Origin of the sequence: Nostoc sp. (assembly GCF_036917575.1) — a bacterium.
Classification (GTDB): Bacteria; Cyanobacteriota; Cyanobacteriia; order Cyanobacteriales; family Nostocaceae; genus Nostoc.
Genome location: NZ_JBALDC010000019.1, coordinates 24258 through 42166, shown reverse-complemented (window position 1 = coordinate 42166; position 17909 = coordinate 24258). Strand labels below are relative to the sequence as shown.

15 protein-coding genes and 1 tRNA gene are annotated in these 17909 nt (G+C 41.3%); 8 read left to right on the top strand and 8 right to left on the bottom strand.

Annotated features, from left to right (window positions below; all coding sequences use genetic code 11):
* The first annotated feature begins 326 nt into the window (after positions 1–326).
* Positions 327–587 carry a hypothetical protein gene (locus tag V7K79_RS05050; RefSeq protein ID WP_335045285.1) on the top strand — a complete coding sequence of 87 codons (261 nt, stop codon included), beginning with the start codon at positions 327–329 and terminating at the stop codon, positions 585–587.
* Between the two features lie 150 nt (positions 588–737).
* On the opposite strand, the gene V7K79_RS05045 is transcribed toward V7K79_RS05050, so the two are convergent.
* The 5 genes from V7K79_RS05045 to psbZ all read right to left on the bottom strand — a co-directional run bounded on the left by V7K79_RS05045 (position 738) and on the right by psbZ (position 4302).
* Positions 738–2003: a glutamate-5-semialdehyde dehydrogenase gene (locus tag V7K79_RS05045; RefSeq protein WP_335045284.1), complete on the bottom strand. Its 1266-nt coding sequence runs from the start codon at positions 2001–2003 to the stop codon at positions 738–740.
* Between the two features lie 4 nt (positions 2004–2007).
* The gene (locus tag V7K79_RS05040) at positions 2008–2415 is read right to left on the bottom strand and encodes a hypothetical protein (RefSeq protein ID WP_104908233.1); all 408 of its coding nucleotides are present in this window, start codon (positions 2413–2415) and stop codon (positions 2008–2010) included.
* 662 nt (positions 2416–3077) lie between these two features.
* Positions 3078–3149, bottom strand: a tRNA-Gly gene (locus tag V7K79_RS05035).
* Positions 3150–3343: 194 nt separating this feature from the next.
* Complete coding sequence (gene ribH / locus V7K79_RS05030) at positions 3344–3922, bottom strand: 6,7-dimethyl-8-ribityllumazine synthase (protein WP_335045282.1); 579 nt, start codon at positions 3920–3922, stop codon at positions 3344–3346.
* A 191-nt stretch (positions 3923–4113) separates the two neighbouring features.
* Positions 4114–4302: a photosystem II reaction center protein PsbZ gene (gene psbZ, locus V7K79_RS05025; protein WP_099103014.1), complete on the bottom strand. Its 189-nt coding sequence runs from the start codon at positions 4300–4302 to the stop codon at positions 4114–4116.
* A 159-nt stretch (positions 4303–4461) separates the two neighbouring features.
* On the opposite strand from psbZ, the gene V7K79_RS05020 reads away from it, so the two are divergent.
* Positions 4462–7203 (top strand): CBS domain-containing protein, encoded by a 2742-nt coding sequence (locus V7K79_RS05020; protein WP_335045287.1) that lies wholly within the window; start codon positions 4462–4464, stop codon positions 7201–7203.
* A gap of 12 nt (positions 7204–7215) precedes the next feature.
* On the opposite strand, the gene V7K79_RS05015 is transcribed toward V7K79_RS05020, so the two are convergent.
* Positions 7216–7959: a Uma2 family endonuclease gene (locus V7K79_RS05015; RefSeq protein WP_335045280.1), complete on the bottom strand. Its 744-nt coding sequence runs from the start codon at positions 7957–7959 to the stop codon at positions 7216–7218.
* A 3-nt stretch (positions 7960–7962) separates the two neighbouring features.
* Here V7K79_RS05015 and V7K79_RS05010 point away from each other — a divergent pair, with 3 nt between their 5' ends.
* From V7K79_RS05010 to V7K79_RS04985, 6 genes are all read left to right on the top strand, one after another.
* The gene (locus V7K79_RS05010; protein ID WP_335045279.1) at positions 7963–8091 is read left to right on the top strand and encodes a hypothetical protein; all 129 of its coding nucleotides are present in this window, start codon (positions 7963–7965) and stop codon (positions 8089–8091) included.
* Positions 8092–8327: 236 nt separating this feature from the next.
* Positions 8328–9944: a ribosomal protection-like ABC-F family protein gene (abc-f, locus tag V7K79_RS05005; protein WP_335045277.1), complete on the top strand. Its 1617-nt coding sequence runs from the start codon at positions 8328–8330 to the stop codon at positions 9942–9944.
* A gap of 96 nt (positions 9945–10040) precedes the next feature.
* On the top strand, positions 10041–10367 hold the full coding sequence (locus V7K79_RS05000) for a DUF6825 family protein (protein ID WP_335045275.1): 327 nt from the start codon (positions 10041–10043) through the stop codon (positions 10365–10367).
* 130 nt (positions 10368–10497) lie between these two features.
* Positions 10498–12183: an ABC1 kinase family protein gene (locus tag V7K79_RS04995; RefSeq protein WP_335045273.1), complete on the top strand. Its 1686-nt coding sequence runs from the start codon at positions 10498–10500 to the stop codon at positions 12181–12183.
* A gap of 18 nt (positions 12184–12201) precedes the next feature.
* On the top strand, positions 12202–12939 hold the full coding sequence (locus V7K79_RS04990) for a Stp1/IreP family PP2C-type Ser/Thr phosphatase (protein ID WP_335045272.1): 738 nt from the start codon (positions 12202–12204) through the stop codon (positions 12937–12939).
* Between the two features lie 905 nt (positions 12940–13844).
* On the top strand, positions 13845–14042 hold the full coding sequence (locus V7K79_RS04985) for an NblA/ycf18 family protein (RefSeq protein ID WP_335045271.1): 198 nt from the start codon (positions 13845–13847) through the stop codon (positions 14040–14042).
* A 470-nt stretch (positions 14043–14512) separates the two neighbouring features.
* Here the strand turns inward: V7K79_RS04985 and V7K79_RS04980 are convergent, their stop codons facing one another.
* Both V7K79_RS04980 and V7K79_RS04975 read right to left on the bottom strand, forming a co-directional pair.
* A complete protein-coding gene (locus V7K79_RS04980) occupies positions 14513–16066 on the bottom strand; it encodes a serine/threonine-protein kinase (protein ID WP_335045270.1) in 1554 nt (517 codons plus the stop codon).
* A 659-nt stretch (positions 16067–16725) separates the two neighbouring features.
* Entirely contained in the window at positions 16726–17739 is a 1014-nt protein-coding gene (locus V7K79_RS04975) for a glycosyltransferase family 2 protein (protein ID WP_335045268.1), read from the bottom strand.
* Between the last annotated feature and the right edge of the window lie 170 nt (positions 17740–17909).

Here is a 17909-nt window from a genome sequence, read left to right as displayed (position 1 = left end):
CTCTTCAGAAAGGTGATTTTTGGCTGGCATAAGTGGCTGATACTAAATTAATTATTTAATCTCTTATTATACAATCTAGCTGCCTAACAGCTTATTAAAGCATTCTGCCATGATATGTGCCGATGGGTTATTGTCTGAGTAAAAGCCCACATCTGTGCGCCCTTACTTGTTGTTTATCACCGGCTATTCGGTGTCGCGTTCCGCTCCAGTCTTGGAAAAACAATCCGCACCCAGACAAACTTTCCGACAAAATATTTCGGATTTTCTGATAACTTACTGTATTCTAGAATATCCTACCTTGTGTTTATTAAATGATGATTATGAATATGCAACGACTGATCAAAAAAACCTCTAATCCAATTCATAAGACAACAGAAGTAACTCCACTATCGACTGAACCCATTGAGATACTTGAGAGTCAAGATATTCCTGAATCGGTGGTTGAACCAAATTCACCTGCGTACATTGAAGCATCCGAATCAGACTACATCTGGGAAGATTATCGCCCTTTGCGCTCCATTAGTAACTCTGGCTGGCAACCGTCTGATGTGTGGCGCGAGTTGAGGGTTGATAATTTCTGCCGATGAATAATAATTAACGCAGAGAGCCATTCGATTTATTGCTGAATAAAATTATTCGTTTGTACAATACCATTTCACCAAATGAAAGATACAAATATTTTTTCCTCTGCTCCTCTGTTTACCTAAATATATCAACCCTATAGCCCAATAAATTATTTAAAACCTGCCATTTCCCTGAACAATGTGCTTAACGGTAGTTAAGGTTTCCAGGCTGATAAATCCCCGACGATGACCTTTTTGGTTAGACATACCGAGAAACACTGAATCTCCCCGCGAAGGGTTGCGGGAAAAACGCGGGGAAGTGTTGATGTAGGTAGAAGCACTGGTAACTCCCAAGGCAAAGTGCCGACTTTCCTGATAGGATTCAGTCACGATGGAGTCAGCATGACCACTACTGTATTCATTAATCCAGGCGATCGCAGCCTCTAAGCTATCCACCAGTTTAAAAGCTACTGTTTTGGTTAAATAAGGGTTTCCCCATTCGCCTTCCTTCACCAGCTGTAACTGAGGAAAGGCTTGTACTAGTTCTGCATCACCTTTTATTTCAAAGCCTTTTTCTATCAAGCTGTTCCATAAAACGGCTAAAGATGATGGCAAGGCTTGACGATGAATTAGTACCTTTTCAATGGCGTTGACTTGATCGGGTTCACTTTGATGGCTATTAAGAATCATCCAGCGCACCATTTCTAAGCTACTATTGGGCGACCAGTAAAGGTAACAGTTACCCATCGCTGACTTTAAAACTGGGCAAGTTGACTGTCGGACTACCTGCTGCACTAAGCTAGAACGTCCGTAGGGGATCACTAAATTCACGTACTGGTCTTGGGTGACTAAATCTCGAATCGAGGCACCATGTTCGGCTGTGATCAGTTCTAGACAGCCTGGAGCTAGACCAACTTCTGCGATCGCACTTTGCAGTACCTCAGCGATAACGGCGTTGGAATGGCTAGCTTCGGTGCTGCCTTTAAGAATTATACAATTACCAGTTTTGATACAAAAACCCGCTGCGATCGCTCCTAAATCGGGAAACGCCTCATAAATAAATCCAATCACTCCCAAAGGCATTAATTGGGTGTAACTTTGGGAATCTTCCAGTTGATAATCAGCGGTTCTAACGCGTCGCAGCGGATCTGATAATTCCCCCAACCTTTGTAAAATGTCTACTGTCATCTCTAGTCTTGTGGGAGTCAATTTCAGCCAATCCAATATCAGATCAGGCACTGCCATTTCCCGACTAGCTTCTAAATCCAAGGTATTGGCTTCTAGAATGTCATCAAATGAGCGCTCAATCGCCTTGGCCATTGCCAATACTGCACGACTGCGGTCTACTCCCTTTGTGAGTCCCAACTTTAGGGAAGCTTGATAAGCTTGTTGGGCACTAGTAATCGGTTCGGGGCGGTCATCTAAAACTTCAACAGTCATTGAGTTAACGTCTGTAGGTAAGCCAGACCATTAGTGCTGGTAAGATAGCCAATAGCACCGCCACTATTGCCCAAGCAATAATGCTGGAACCATTTGCCAATCGCAGTGCTAATGGCAACCATATAATCACTAGCACGAAAATAATGCCAAGTGCTATAGGTAGATAGCTTTCTCCCAAACGGGGATGGACAACATGCCAACTATTTCCCATCCAACGCCAAGCCCGTTTGTAGGGATAGGTGGTAGAAAGCTGTTCTAGGACATGACCATTATCTTCTACCACAAAGATTTGCTGACAGCGATCGCAACCAAATGCTTCTGTCAGCGTAATCGGAATTAACTGACCCCGGCGACGACAGGGACAGGGGTATTCGGTATTGAAATCGATTTTTTCGGGTTTTTGAGATGGCACAAGCGTTCTAATAACTTGAGCGTGTTTTACATGAACTGCGAGAATATGAGGCCTTAGAGGCTTCTGTGTTTATATACATAGAAAGGCGATACAAACATTGTCCTGATTAAATATAGTAGATGCAACTCACTTTAAGTATACTAGTTGCCAAATTAGTACGGAGTTACCTATTTGTAGTCTTTCCCCGTAGCTGGCAATCTTGTTGAAAAACTTCCTTCTTTTCATCTGTCGCTTGCAAGGTAATGTGGTTGCGTTTTTAGAAATTTATTATGCTGACACATCTGGTACGATTTTAAGCATAGGTGGCGACCATTCCGAAATCAAATCCTTTAGGAAGGCTACGCTTGTAAACAACACACATTAACAAACCCGCTAATTTACCTTTGGACCAATATATATTACTATCGGTTCTCAAGGTTAAATCGACATTAGATTTAATCTCTATTCCTTAAAGTCCACAAGCGTTTGCAAAGCGGGAATTGCTAAAACATTTATTGTAGTGTGTAAATCTTTGTCCAAATATAGAGTGTGGTTAATCTTGACTGGATCTTTCCACATTTGGAGAAGTTTACAAGAGTGCAGAGCTAATCTACGAACACTTCAACGCACCCTAAAAACGCTAAACCTCTTGGAATTATTAAATTCAAGAGGTTTTACTTGGAAGCGGGTAACGCGATTCGAACGCGCGACATTCACCTTGGCAAGGTGACGCTCTACCACTGAGCTATACCCGCGATCATCACCCAAATATCAATATCTCAGATTTATCCGTAATTGTCAACCCCTTACTTTGGTCATTCATTGGTCAGTATAAACGCAATTAATCGCGTCTGTACAATGGTCATTAGTGAATACCAAAGGACAAAGCGCAAGTTCTGAGCGGAGGAAATCTCCGCTCAGAACTTTATAAGAGAGGATTAATGACGGATTAGCTGAGTTCTTCTGACTCTACAGTTAAATTACCAACGCTGGTACTTTGAAAAGAGGGTGGTAAAGACTGGCTATTACGAGAATATGGCTCTGCCAGGTTAGAACGCAGTTGCCGCATCAGGCTAGCCATTTCTAGGGCATTCAGGGCGTAATCCCAGCCATGATTACCTTTGATGCCTGCCCGTTCTAAGGCTTGCTGCATAGTATCTACTGTCAAAATGCCAAAAATTACTGGCACCCCAGTTTGAAAGCTAGCGGCAGCAATGCCTTTAGAAACCTCTGAGGATACGTAATCAAAATGGGGGGTTTGTCCTCGAATGACTGCACCAAGACAAATTACAGCATCATAACGATGGGAAATTGCTAATTGGCGAGCTACTAGAGGTACTTCAAAACTTCCCGGAACCCAAACATAGTCCACCTGATTACCTTGGGGGTTAGGGTCTACGCCGTGGCGTTTTAAACAATCTTGACATCCCTCTAGCAGCTTTCCGGTAACAAGGTCATTGAATCGACCAATCACCACTGCAAACCGCAAAGGCTCCGTTTGGGTAAAAGTTCCCTCGAAAACTGCCATGACTGCCTCTTTATCAACTATACTTCTGGCCAATATACATTTCTTATTTAAATGTAGAGGAGCAGAAAAGCGCGGTCAGGATGAAGTTATCAGGAAAAAGAAAAATCCCTTGTTTCCCTTAACCTTTGACCTTGGCTTTTCTGCCCCTCTGGTTCTTATATTATGTGCCTGCGCCAGACCCAAGCCGTCGCCTACACGACAAAAAAGTTTAACAAACCAACTAAAAATACCAAACCAATCCAGACACCAGAACCAACCCAGAGCAGTTTTTTAGATTCATTCCAATTTTGGGGAGTGGCATAAGCAACCGGAACTCCAACAACAAGGACAAAAGACAACACCACTAAACCTATCAAGGCAAATTGGAATATTATGGTCATTTTTGCTTCTCCCAATACAGCGAAATACTAAGGTATAGAATATCCTAAAGGGCGACACTGACACTTTCTTATTATTTTTAAGCTAGCAGAAATTGCAACATTTTTGTCATTTGTCCTTTGTCTAAGTATTAATGACTAATGACCAATGACTTTATAAGTATGGATTTAATTCTTTGCCACACAACAGCAGATTTTGACGCATTAGGAGCAGCAGTAGGGTTAACGCGCTTACTATCGGGAAGCAAGATTGTCCTAACTGGCGGCTCTCATCCTACTGTACGGGATTTTTTAGCGTTGCATCGGGATGAATATCCTCTAATTGAACGCCGTTCAGTGAATTCAGAAAAAATTCGCTCTTTGACTGTGGTGGATACACAACAGCGCGATCGCTTGGGTAAAGCTGCTGAGTGGTTAGATTTACCAGATATAAGAGAGATTATAGTTTATGACCATCACTTAGGACAAGAATCAGATATTCCGGCGACGCGATCGCATATTGATTCAGTAGGAGCCACCACAACTTTAATCGTCGAGCTATTGCAACAACAGGAAATTTCTTTGACTCCTGCCGAAGCGACTGTAATGGCTTTGGGTATCCACGTTGACACTGGCTCTTTGACATATAACCAGTCCACAGCACGAGATGCTTTAGCTTTGGCTTGGTTGATGCAACAAGGGGCTAGTTTAGCAGTAATTTCCACCTACCGTGACCCCGGATTATCTCCGCAATTGCAGCAGCTATTAACTGAATCTCTGGAACGTTTAGAATATCTTCGTCTACATGGATATACGGTTGCTTGGGTAACTTTGAAAACTGAGGCTTTTGTGCCGGGGCTATCGAGTCTGGCTTCGGAACTTGTGGAATTAACCGAAATTGATGCTCTATTATTGGCTAATGAGTATGCTTTAAATGAAGAGGATTCACGCTTAACTGTAATTGGGCGATCGCAAATTCCCAAAACGAATCTTAACCTATTATTCCAACTCTTGGGTGGCGGCGGTCATTCGCAAGCCGCATCGCTAAATCTCAGGGGAGTTGATTCGCAAGCAATATTAAAACAACTCCTTGACGGGATAAAAGCACAAATTCCCCATCCCCTCACTGCTAGGGATTTGATGTCTTCTCCTGTCCGCACGATTCTGCCTGAAACTACAATTGCTGAAGCCCAGCGCATTTTATTACGCTATGGACACTCTGGTTTATTCGTAGTCGATACTCAAGGGCAACTAATAGGTATTATTTCGCGGCGGGATATTGATGTCGCTTTACACCACGGATTTAGTCATGCACCAGTCAAGGGCTACATGACCAGGAATCTCAAAACAATTACACCAGATACGACATTGCCACAAATTGAGTCGCTGATGGTGACTTATGATATCGGACGCTTACCAGTATTGGAAAATGAGCAGTTAATGGGCATTGTCACCCGTACTGATGTCTTGCGAGAATTACATCAAGAAAAGGATGAAGACCAAGAGGGGGAGCAAAAATTCAAAATTCAAAATGACGCTTACAGACTCGCTAACGCGGCGCTAACAAAATTTAAAATTCCTCTCAAGACTGAATTGCAAAATCGCATTGCTCCGCAACTATGGCAATTACTCACTACAGCATCGCAAGAGGCAGAAAAACGGGGTTGGCATCTTTATTTAGTGGGCGGTGCAGTACGGGATTTGCTATTAACGGAAGCAGTAGCCGGCACTTTGATGATTAAAGATATCGATCTTGTGGTTGATGGGTTTCATAAATCAGCAGATGTCGGTGCTGGTGTGGAATTAGCAAAGGCACTCCAACAACTTTACCCTACGGCTCGCTTAGAAATCCACGGGGCTTTTCAAACTGCGGCTTTGTTATGGCATAAAGACCCAGAATTAGATTCTCTATGGGTAGATATTGCTACTGCTAGAACAGAATTCTATCCTTATCCAGCCGCAAATCCAGAAGTTGAGGCCAGTTCTATTCGTCAAGATTTGTATCGCCGAGATTTTAGCATCAACGCCCTCGCCTTGCGCCTGACTTCCCCTCGTACTGGTGAATTACTCGATTTTTTTGGTGGATTACTAGATTTAGAAGCTAAACAAATTCGAGTTTTACACGCCAATAGCTTTATCGAAGACCCCACCCGCATTTTTCGCGGCGTGCGCTTTGCCGTGCGCTTCGGATTTCAGATAGAATCGCAAACTGAAGAGTTTATCCGCTATGCCATCAACAGTGGTGTTTACGATCGCACTGCTCAAGAGAATAGCAGAACTCCAGCCCTGCAAACTCGACTGAAAACAGAATTAAAACACATCCTAGAAGCCTCTTACTGGAAATCAGCTTTAGAGTTACTCGATAACTTAGAGGCATTGCAATGCATCCATCCTACCCTGAAGTTAGACGCAGAACTCTTGCGACAATTACGTTTGCTAGAACGCTGTTTGCGGCGATTTGACCCGCAATCAACCCTTATTCATTGGGAAATGCGTTTAGAAGCGTTAATTGCTCATCTAGAACCACAATATCGGGCGAAAGTAGCAAAAAATCTGCAATTGCAAGAAGATGGCATTAAACGCTTGCAAAACTTGGCTTCTGCTCAAACTGAGGTAATGGAATTTTTGCCTAAGTGTCAAATTCCTAGTGCAGTAGTACAGTTGTTGCGACAGTACGATTTACCAATGCTGATTTTAATTGCTGTGCAAAGTTTGCGATCGCTTAGACATCAGATTTGGGAATATTTAACTGTTTGGGCTAATGTGCAGCCACTACTGAATGGCAATGATTTAAAGCAACTTGGTTACAAACCAGGGCCCCAATATCGGCAAATATTAGATGATATGCTTGCTGCTACCTTGGATGGAGTAATTAAAGATAAGACTGAAGCTGAGGAGTTTTTAGCGCAACACTATCCTAAATGAAATAGCTCTGGTCTAAATTGTATCTGGATTAATATTTAACTCCCGCAGTTTTGCTGCTAAACGTTCAGCTTTTTGTTCGGCTTGTTCGGCTTTTTGTTCGGCTTGTTCAGCCTTTTGTTCGGCTTGTTCAGCTTTCTGCTGTACCTCTTCTGCCGTTTCTTCTGGCGTTGGTACTAGTTGTCCATCTCGTGTAAAAAACCGCAATAAACCTTCATAAACTCCCAAATATAACCCTAGCTGATGACTCCACAAATATCCTTGTTCGCTTGCTTGTAGAGGTTGATATTCTCCATCTACTAAATGAAATCCCGCAAATTCTTGAGTGTAAGGGTCAAACCAAAAATAATCGGGTGTGCGGAAGGTATCTTGATAAATTGTTTTCTTTAAATTTTTGTCAGTATTCGCTGTTGAGTCAGACAGAATTTCTAGAATTACATTCGGATACTTGCCATCTTCTTCCCAGACTACCCAACTTTTACGGGTTTTACGTTCGCATCCCAGCACTACAAAAAAGTCTGGTCCCCGGAAGTGTTCTGATTTGCGTTGGCGTGGACTGTAGTAAATAGTCAGATTTCCAGCTGCATAAAAATCATTTCTATCTCGCCACAACCATTCTAGACATGTTAATAGTAGGATTATTTGCCGTAAATGCAGTTCGCTTTCCAAGGGAGGTTCGTCACTATATAAATCACCAGGGGGAAATATAACATCTTGGCAGATGCCTTCTTGAGAATCTAATTCTTGAGCAATAGTCATAGAATGGATACGGCATCAAGTAGTTATGGATTGATTTTAGCAGTGTTATGGTTGGCGATCGCTACCCTTCCGAAATACCTTCGTGTTACACTGTGGTCAATATCGAACCTCTTCACAACTCCAATGAAATAGCACAAATGAAGTAGTACCAAGCACCTGTTGCGCCCAAGCAACAAATGTCAACAAAGAATAAACGCAATTAGTTTGACAGGGTTACTTCACATAGTCATGCACTAAAAATATTGTCATCAATCCTATCTACATAAAATCGCTTGAAAAGTGTCTGCGACTGAATCTTTTTGTGTCTAATCTACCCGTAACTTTTGGAGATACGCGGGTGGAAGTTTGGAAATTGAGGTTTGAGAATAATGCCGAAAAAATCAATATTGTTAGCTGAGAATTTAGCATATAAACTCAGCGTAGATAGAACTTTGTTTCAAGAAGTTCATGTAAATATCGAAGCAGGCGATCGCATTGCTTTAGTAGGTGGCAACGGAGTCGGAAAATCCACCCTTTTCAAGATACTTGCAGGTAAAATTAACCGATATACAGGTTCAGTTTGGTGTAATGGTATTGTCTACTATTTACCACAAATCAGCACTATCAAGCAAGAAATTACAGCAGATACAGTACTTAATTTTTTGATTTCCATCTCTGATGAATGGTGGAAGATTGAAGATATTTTGCAAACACAATTCCACACCCAAGTTGACTTATCTTTGCCAATCGCTAACTTGAGTGGCGGAGAACTTACTAAACTGTTTTTGGCGATCGGTTTAGCTCAAGAGCCAAACTTATTATTGCTCGATGAGCCAACTAATCACATGGATTTGCAAGCATTAGAAAGCCTAAAACAGTTTCTTTGGAATTTCACAGGTGCGTATGTAATTGTCTCTCACAAGCCTTTTTTCTTAGACCAAGTAACAAAAGTTACGTGGGAACTTACACCTGTTGGCTTGAAAATATATGGTGGTAATTTCTCGTACTATCGAGAACAGAAAGAAATAGAGTTAGAGGTAGCATTGCGATCGCACGAAGCCGCCAGAAAAAAACTCAAACGTACCCAAGCCACAGCTATGCAAGAACAGCAACGCGCAGCCCAATCTAGTTGCAACGGTCGCGCCAAGTTTCTGAATGGTAGTATTGATAGAATGGCAGCAGGACTGATTAAAACAAAAGCTGAGGTGTCTACTGGAACTGCGAAAAAGAAACATGAAGCAGCAGTAGTAAAGGCTAATCAAAAGGTTGCAGAAACGAAGGTAAAAACTACGAAAGTAACAAGTATTCAGCTAGAAGAAAAAAATCAAAAACGCCGAAATCTAATTAATATCCAGGGTGCGAATCTTAGGATATCAGAGCGTCTATTGATTCAAAATATTCAACTGCATATATCATCTGGCGATCGCATAGCCATTATCGGCGCAAATGGTTCTGGGAAATCGAGTTTGGTAAAGGCAATTTTGGGGATGGAAAACCAAACGGCGGTTTTAGAATTAGGTGAGGTTTTGCTCACACCAGTCATGAAAGCTGTATATCTCGATCAAACCTACGAATTGCTAAATCGCCAATACACAATTCTGGAAAATATGCAAGCTGCCAATCCTCATCTCAGCTATCAGCTTTTGCGTCAACAGTTGGGACACTTTCTCTTTAAATATGAAGACGTTCACAAAAGCGCTTCCATACTGAGTGGAGGTGAGTTGGCAAGACTAGCAATCGCTACGATCAGTATCTCAGAAATCGATCTACTGGTTCTTGATGAGCCAACTAATAACCTGGATCTTGAAACTGTTGAACAAATGGTGGTAGGTATCAATGATTACCAAGGAGCGCTTTTTGTAATTTCCCACGATATCGATTTCCTGAAGCAGATTAACATTACCCAAAGTTTCAAGTTGAGGCAACAAACTTTGCAAATGACAACTTATTTACCGAGTACACCAGAGCAATATTATCGAGAGTTGCTGGTATGTGATGATAAATAAAGCGATCGCCTAATGTAAATTTATAGCTAAACAACAGAAGCCGTAAAGCATACAGGCAAGTTATAATTTTCTTGCGGATCAACGTAACAAAAATTTATGAGTAACCCCATTGTGCAAGCCTTTTTCGTAGGCAGAGCAGTAGCTGAAGTAGTTAATGAGCGTTTAGAGGTTGCCTTAACCGATGCTTTGAGCGATTTAGGCAAATTTGATGCAGAAGCTAGAGAGCAGTTGCGCCAGTTTACAGAAGAAGTTTTAGAGCGGGCAAATCGGACAGCAGAAGCTGCTAATGTTAGTCAACCTACCACAGGTACTGGACAAGCCAGTTCTGATTCAGGAGACTTACAAGCAGAGATTGATGAATTACGAGCCGAAATTGCCTTGTTAAGAACAGAATTGCAACATTATCGTAGAGCTTCTGCATAAATTTTAGTCATTAGTCATTAGTCAAAAATTATGTACAAATGACAAATGACCCCTAAGAAAGAATAGTTTAGGAATCAAAGTGTCTTTTCTTCTAAGTGATTCGGTCGCAAACCAACGGTAAACAAAGTATATGGAACAAGGTTATTCAGAGAAAGCATACCGTTGGAATCGGGAAAAATACTCTAGCAAACGGCGTTTTGTGGACATTTGGTCTTTTGTCTTGACCTTATTGTTCAAACTTTGGCTATACAACAAATCTTGGAGTTATCCAGGTGGTGTAACTGATGTAAAGCAAGCTGCAAGACGCAAAACCCAAGCGGTTTGGATTCGCAGTACTTTACTGGATTTGGGGCCAACCTTCATCAAAGTTGGGCAACTGTTTTCTACCCGTGCTGATATATTCCCTGGTGAATATGTAGAAGAACTAGCCAAGTTACAAGACAAAGTACCTGCATTTAGTTATGAGCAAGTAGAAGCGACCGTTGAGAAAGAACTAGGCAAGAAAATTCCTGAACTTTTCGATAATTTTGAACCTATTCCCTTAGCTGCTGCTAGCTTGGGGCAAGTACACAAAGCTGTGCTACATACTGGGGAATCGGTTGTTGTCAAGGTACAACGTCCTGGATTAAAGAAATTATTTGAAATAGATTTACAAATTCTCAAAGGAATTACCCGCTACTTTCAAAACCATCCCAAATGGGGACGGGGACGAGATTGGTTAGGTATTTACGAAGAATGTTGTCGCATTCTTTGGGAAGAAATTGATTATCTCAACGAAGGTCGTAACGCCGATACTTTTCGCCGGAACTTTCGCGGCTACGATTGGGTGAACGTCCCCAGAATATACTGGCGTTACGCAACTTCCAAAGTGCTGACTTTAGAATATCTCCCTGGAATTAAAATTAGTCAATACGAAGCTTTAGAAGCAGCAGGTTTAGATCGAAAAGTGATCGCTCGTCAAGGCGCTCAAGCCTACTTACTACAATTGCTCAATAGTGGCTTTTTCCACGCCGATCCTCACCCAGGCAATATTGCTGTGAGTACAAATGGTGCTTTAATATTTTACGATTTCGGCATGATGGGGCGGATTAAGTCTAATATCCGCGAAGGATTGATGGAAACACTCTTTGGGATTGCCCAAAAAAATGGCGATCGCGTTGTGCAATCTCTGATAAATTTAGGTGCGATCGCCCCAACTGATGATATGGGTCCAGTGCGGCGTTCCGTCCAGTATATGCTGGATCATTTCATGGATAAGCCCTTTGAGAACCAATCAGTTGCAGCAATCAGTGACGACCTTTACGAAATAGCTTATAATCAGCCATTTAGATTTCCAGCAACTTTCACTTTCGTGATGCGAGCCTTTTCTACTCTAGAAGGGGTAGGCAAAGGCTTAGATCCAGAGTTTAACTTTATGGAAGTTGCCAAACCTTATGCAATGGAACTTATGACCAATATGAATGGTTCTGAGGGGAATAGCTTTCTTAACGAATTAAGTCGCCAAGCAGCTCAGGTAAGTAGTACAGCCCTTAGTCTGCCACGTAGATTAGAAGATACACTCGAGAAGCTAGAGCAAGGAGATATGCGCTTGCGCGTTCGGTCTATAGAAACCGAACGCTTGCTGCGGCGACAGAGCAGTATTCAGCTCTCAATAAGTTATGCTCTGTTAATCAGCGGTTTCACGCTTTCAGCTACTATTTTAGTGGTTAAGGATTATCTATGGTTCGCACTGCTGCCTGGTTTAATTGCAGTGGTGCTTTCAGCGATTTTGATCCGATTACTTTTACGCCTCGACCGTTACGATCGTATGTATTAATTATTGCAAAAAAAACTTATGAAACTTAATTTCACGGGTTTTAGCGATCCGGGACTTATTCGTTCTAATAATCAAGATGCTTACTATATCGACCCAGAAGGGCGATTTTTCGTTGTTGCTGATGGCATGGGTGGTCATGCTGGAGGTGAGGAGGCAAGTAAAATTGCCTCTGGAGAAATTCAAGCGTATTTGGTAGCAAATTGGGAAACTTCTAAGTCTTCTCAAGAATTGCTAGAGCAAGCTTTGTGGGGAGCTAACAAAGCGATTTTGCAGGATCAGCAAAATCATCCCGAACGCGCCGATATGGGGACAACAGTTGTAGCAGTGATTTTTCGCTCTCCAGAGTCGCCTTGGTGCGCTCATGTTGGCGATTCGCGGCTGTATCGCTTCCGAGAGTCGCACTTAGAACAAGTAACCGAAGACCACACTTGGGTAGCACGAGCAATCAAAATCGGTGACATCACTTTAGATGAAGCACGATTACATCCTTTTCGTCATGTATTATCGCGCTGTTTGGGGCGTGAAGACTTGCATCAAATTGATGTGCAACCACTAGATGTGAAAGTTGGCGATCGCTTACTGTTATGTAGTGATGGTCTTACAGAAGAACTTGTCGAGCAGAAGATTGCTAACTGCCTCCAAAATAGTCCTTGGCTTGATAAAGCCGCCATCTCTCTTGTTGAGGCTGCCAAAGAGCATGGAGGGCACGATAATATCACAGTTGTCATCGTCTCACTCGAAGAAAATAGTCATTAGTCATTGGTTGATGCTTAGTAACTTTAAACAAATCACATAGACGCGCCAGCGGCTGACCGCAGGATAGGACAAAGCACAAAGTCGAGCCAGTCGCAAGGGAAAGGGTTTCCCGACTTGGGCGAGCTGGCGTTGGCGAAGGTTTACAACGCTCGCAGACTCGCTTTAAGCGAACGCGAGTGCGTCTTGTAGAGTTGCCATGCCGCAGGCTTTACGCTGCACTATCCGCCGCAGGCATTAGACGGCAGTTCCTTTAAGCGGGGGAACCCCGCCAACAGACTGCCTCAACTTTGTAAGAGAGGACAAAGGACAAATCTGGTAAATATACTCAGTAATTTGTTCAGTGTGAGCATTTTTCCTTTTTACAATTTGATACAAATATTTTTAGCCTCTAAAATCATCTAAAGAGGCTAAATTTGTATAAATTGGTAAATTGACATCTTGCACGTAATAAGGTAGAGCGACTATAATTCACGCTTATTACCATTAATTCCCCAGCCTCCTTAAAATCTCCACCCTCCGAAGCTTCCTCTACGCTTGGGGAGAAAGCATCTTAGGCTTTTTAAACACAAAGACTAAGACGGGTTTTGCACAGCAGTAGATATTCTTTTTAAAGGAGATTTGTGCAAAGCAAGAAAAAATTAGGGAGGTAATTATACCTATCTAAGACCAAATAGAGCTTATTTTGCCGAATATGGTTCAGTTGACTTGGGTAGTATATCAGTAGGATTAGGTGCAAGAGATCAGATCAGAAAAAGTCCACATTTTGGATGTGGGCAATCTGTCAAACAATTGTTATCTTTCGTAATACGGAGGAACAAATGTTGGACAGATAGGAGTCCAAATATTATCCCATTTGGACTTCTGTGAGCGATATCACCTTTACACGTTGTTTTTTCGGAGTAATTATGAATCAACCAATGAAACTATCCTTGGAACAGCAATTTAGCATCTGCTCATTTGCTACTCAGGTACAGAATATGAGCCACGATCAAGCTAAAGATTTTTTAGTCAAGCTCTATGAGCAAATGGTCGTGCGCGAGGCAACCTATCAAGAGCTTCTTAAACACCAGTGGGGTATAGATTCAGGTTCCACTATGGCATAGAGTCGTTCTAATGTCGCAGTGGGCGACCTCCTTCTCTTGCTTGGTTCCAAGGAGGAAAACAGCTGGGGATGCCGGGGCGTCAACTTCGATAAACAATTTTACATAGATGGCGCAAATGTTCAATTCACGAAATTAACGAAGAATGAGTAAACATTGTCTACTGCATATTTGCTAAAGTTTAAAATAACTTTAGCATTGCCGACTAAATACGTTGTTTGCTTTAGCCAAATTTCTTGTTGTTTCGTCCAGTCTGAGAATCACACCTGCATACGTTTATAATCCACTGGAATATTTGCACAGGAAGATTCAGAGAAAATTTGGATACCGCTACTTTAGTATCTAGTAATTTCACTCTTTATACATCTAACTAGAACTTACATCTTTATATATACTTTGTTTATAAAACGTTACATTCTTTGAGTGGCAACCTTTTAGTTTTATATAAAACACGTAACATTAAGTAATTATCTTTAGCTGGAAAGATCGGATGGAGAATCTGTATCAATACTTTCCAGTTTTGTTAGAATTTGAGGCTTAATTTTTTCGTACTCCTTTTTAAGTAAACTTTTACTAATTTGCGGGTCGGCAGAGGACATCAACGTATTGCTCATTGCCACCCACTCTTGCAGTCGTTGGCGCTGGGCAGAAGCGATGCTGGAAAGTAAGATGTGGGTACAGGGATTTGGTGCTTCTCGTGCAAAGAATAACAGGCGGTAGTAACCTGTGTGTTGTAGTAACCGGGCAATTTCCTGACCAAGGCTGGTTTTAAGATCGAGGTAATAAGGCAACCATTTAGCGCCATGCTTGCGGTTGTGGATTACTGTAATCCATAGCAGCATGGGATGGGGGATAGAGATGAACAGGAATTGGTTATAGCGGTTACAGAGTAAGCGTTTTTGAATTTCCTCTTGCGGTAGCATCACCCACAACGCAGGTAAAACCTCCCCATTGATATGAATGGGCTGGGGAAAGACAATATCGGCAATTGGTTTATTTTGGGGCCAGGAAATGGCATGAGCAATTTCATCATTTGCCCAAGATACTTGCAAATCGGCTTTGGTCTTTTGTTCAAACTCAGTGCTAGCTGTAGTAGTAGGAACTAAGGCATGACTGGCTTGCTGAATTTTGCGTGTATGCTCAGGCTTTTCTAAAGATACTAAAACTCTGAGGATTTCAGTAATACTTTGGGGGCGATCGCGTGCTACTTTAGCTAGACAACTCATCACTAAATTTTCGATTTCTTTTGGTAGTTCTAATCCAGGAGCAACTTCAGCAAAAGAACGTGGTTTTTGATAGTGATGTGTTTTATACCACGCACCAAAAGAGTGAGTTGGTGCTACTAGTGGCATTTTGCCTGTGAGCATCTCAAACATCATCACGCCCAAACTATAAATATCAGCACGGTTGTCTAATTCCTTACCCTCCATCTGTTCGGGAGAGGAATAAGCCAATGTCCCTAAATAAAATTTTGTATGGTCGCCATCTGACTGTAATAACTTAGCAATACCAAAATCTAGAACCTTGACCAATTCTCCAAAACTGGGATCTTGAATCACCAGCATATTACTTGGCTTAACATCACGATGGATAATTGGGCAAATAGTGCCATCAACTAGGATGCCATCATGGGCACACTGTAACCCCAGGCTGAGTTGACGCACCATACTGAGAAATCTTGCTAAAGGCAATCGTTGCTTGCGAATAATATTGTTCAGGCTTTGTCCTTGTAAGTATTCCATGACGTAGAAGGGGATGTTATTGTCATCTACGCCATAGTCCATAACTCGGACAATATGGATACTTTTTTGCCCTAGTAAAGCACAGGTTTTTGCCTCTCGCTCAAAGCGGTCTTGCAATCGCATCTTTTCATTTTGGATTGATAGAGCTAGAAACTTAACTGCAACAGGTACACCCCCTAACAATGTATCTTTAGCACGATAAACCCGACCCATTGCTCCAGTACCGATTAACTCTTGGAGTTGGTAGCGTTTGCTGAGTAAGCGACCAATGTTGGGGTCTGACATAGAAAATTCGACTCTAAAAGCAGGTTGTAAGTGTTTAGGAAAACAAGTGCATTCAAACTGATATCTGATTATTGCGCCTATAAATGACTTTTTATGCTTTTACTGCAAGACAGAAATGGAAGTCAAAAAGCAAAAAGCTTATCAGCGAGGCTTTTGTATGATTTCCAATAGTTGGTCTATTTACGCAGTGCTGTACTAGCTTTTCAGTCCTCTTTTAGAAGACTGAAACCACGATCTGACCGTTTGCAATCAAGACGGTTGTTGCAACTGATGCAACATACCAAATCAAACAAGCATAAAGAGTAGATTTTTAATGACGCTTTATACCATTTTGCACTTTAATTGTGGTGTAGTATTTAGTTTGCCCAATTTTGACTAATGCGCTATCACTCTTGGTGTCCCGCCAACTCTTGGAGACGTTGCTTTGTGTTGGCAGAAGACGGCACTAGTTTCGCTACATGAAACTTTACCTGCCTTTACAGGTTAACAAACCCTTAAGTTTGCACTATTCCATAGAGGTAGACTTGAGTTTGTGTAATAGCGAATTATATTAGCCCAATACTTTTAAAATATTTTCTGATTACCTAACAATATTTTTAACATTTAAATTCGTTATTACTATAAAATCATGTGTTATTTGTTGATGAAACTGTAATAGTCTAAGAGGTATTTTTTTGTTTTATTTGTTGGTTAGGATACATATCAAAACTTGATTTATTATTCATCACATAGTATTTAATTCGACGCTCGACGATCCCAGGAAGTCGGGACAGAAAATCATAAAAGAAGGCTGGATTTTTCCTGATTTCTGTGAATGCTGTTAACAATTTTCCTTGTTTTATTGGTTCTACAACTTGAAAATAAGCTAGATTTTTCTGAAAGACTGAAAGATTATAAGATAGAGCACGCATTAAAGCCGGATTTTTTTTTACAACGTCTTGTTGCATGAAGTATTTAGCAGCTTTGCAAGATTGATTCAGACGTGGTAATTTGCTTTGATATACAAGAGAACCGGGGCGTGAACGGTAGAAATAATAAGGTTTTGGTTCAATAAAAAACCTAGCTCCTTTAATTAAGCATTTCATATCAATCCAAAAATCTTGACCCATCCTGATTTCATCATCGTACTCAATGCCGTGTTTAACCAAAAATTCTCGTTTAAATAGAGGTTTGCTCAAGCCAAGATGTAATCCTGCTTTCCCAAAGATATCAGTTTCTACAAAATAAACGATATCAATTTGGAGAATTTTATCTATAAGTTCTCCACCTTCTTGAATCAATGTACTCCAAGGAGATGTTGCACCGTCTTTGATAAAAAAAATATCATCAGCAATCATGTCTGCATTTGTTTTATTTGCCAAAGACACAAGCTTTTCCAATCTTTCAGGAGCATACCAATCATCTGAATCAAGTACAGCAATCCATTCTCCTCGAGCTGCTCTCAAGGCACGATTACGTGCAGTCGCTGCTCCAAGATTTTGCTGATTAACTATCACTTTAAGACGTTGATCGGTGAAACTTTTAGCGACTTCTACAGTTTTATCACTTGAGCCATCATCAACCATGATGACTTCAATGTCAGTGAGTGTTTGCTTTAAGGCTGACTCTATTGCCTTCCCAATATAAGTTTCAGTATTGTAAGCAGGGATAATAACGGAGACTTTAGGATTCACAAAACTGAACTCCTGATTACACGGTTAGGTAAAATACTAAAATTCTGACGATGATAATTTGATTATTTCTTTTTTACTATACAACTCATACCAATTTAAAAAATGATTGCTACAGATGTAGGTTGAGTTTAGGGACAAAACCCAACATCTAATAGTGTTGTATTTGCTGG